Here is a 239-nt window from a genome sequence, read left to right on the forward strand (position 1 = left end):
GAACAGACCCATGTCCCTTGAGCCGGCCACCTCCGTGGTGCGCCGGGTGTCGGACCTGCTGGCGGCGTTCGGGCCGGGCGACACCTACCTGGGCGTCAACGAGCTGGCCCGCCGCACCGGGCTTCCCAAGGCCACGGTGTCCCGGCTGGTCAAAGAGATGGCCGACGCCGGACTGCTGGGGCGGTACAAGGCCAAGGTGGGCCTGGGACTCAGACTGGTCGCACTGGGCGAACGCGACT

1 protein-coding gene is annotated in these 239 nt (G+C 70.3%); it reads left to right on the forward strand.

Translation table 11 applies throughout. From position 1 onward, the window contains the following. Positions 1-10: 10 nt before the first annotated feature. A partial coding sequence (locus tag KVT45_RS55590; RefSeq protein WP_217562764.1) for a helix-turn-helix domain-containing protein occupies positions 11-239 on the forward strand: 229 nt, incomplete at its 3' end.

It is taken from the genome of Streptomyces sp. GbtcB6, from assembly GCF_019091475.1.
GTDB lineage: Bacteria > Actinomycetota > Actinomycetes > Streptomycetales > Streptomycetaceae > Streptomyces > Streptomyces hyaluromycini.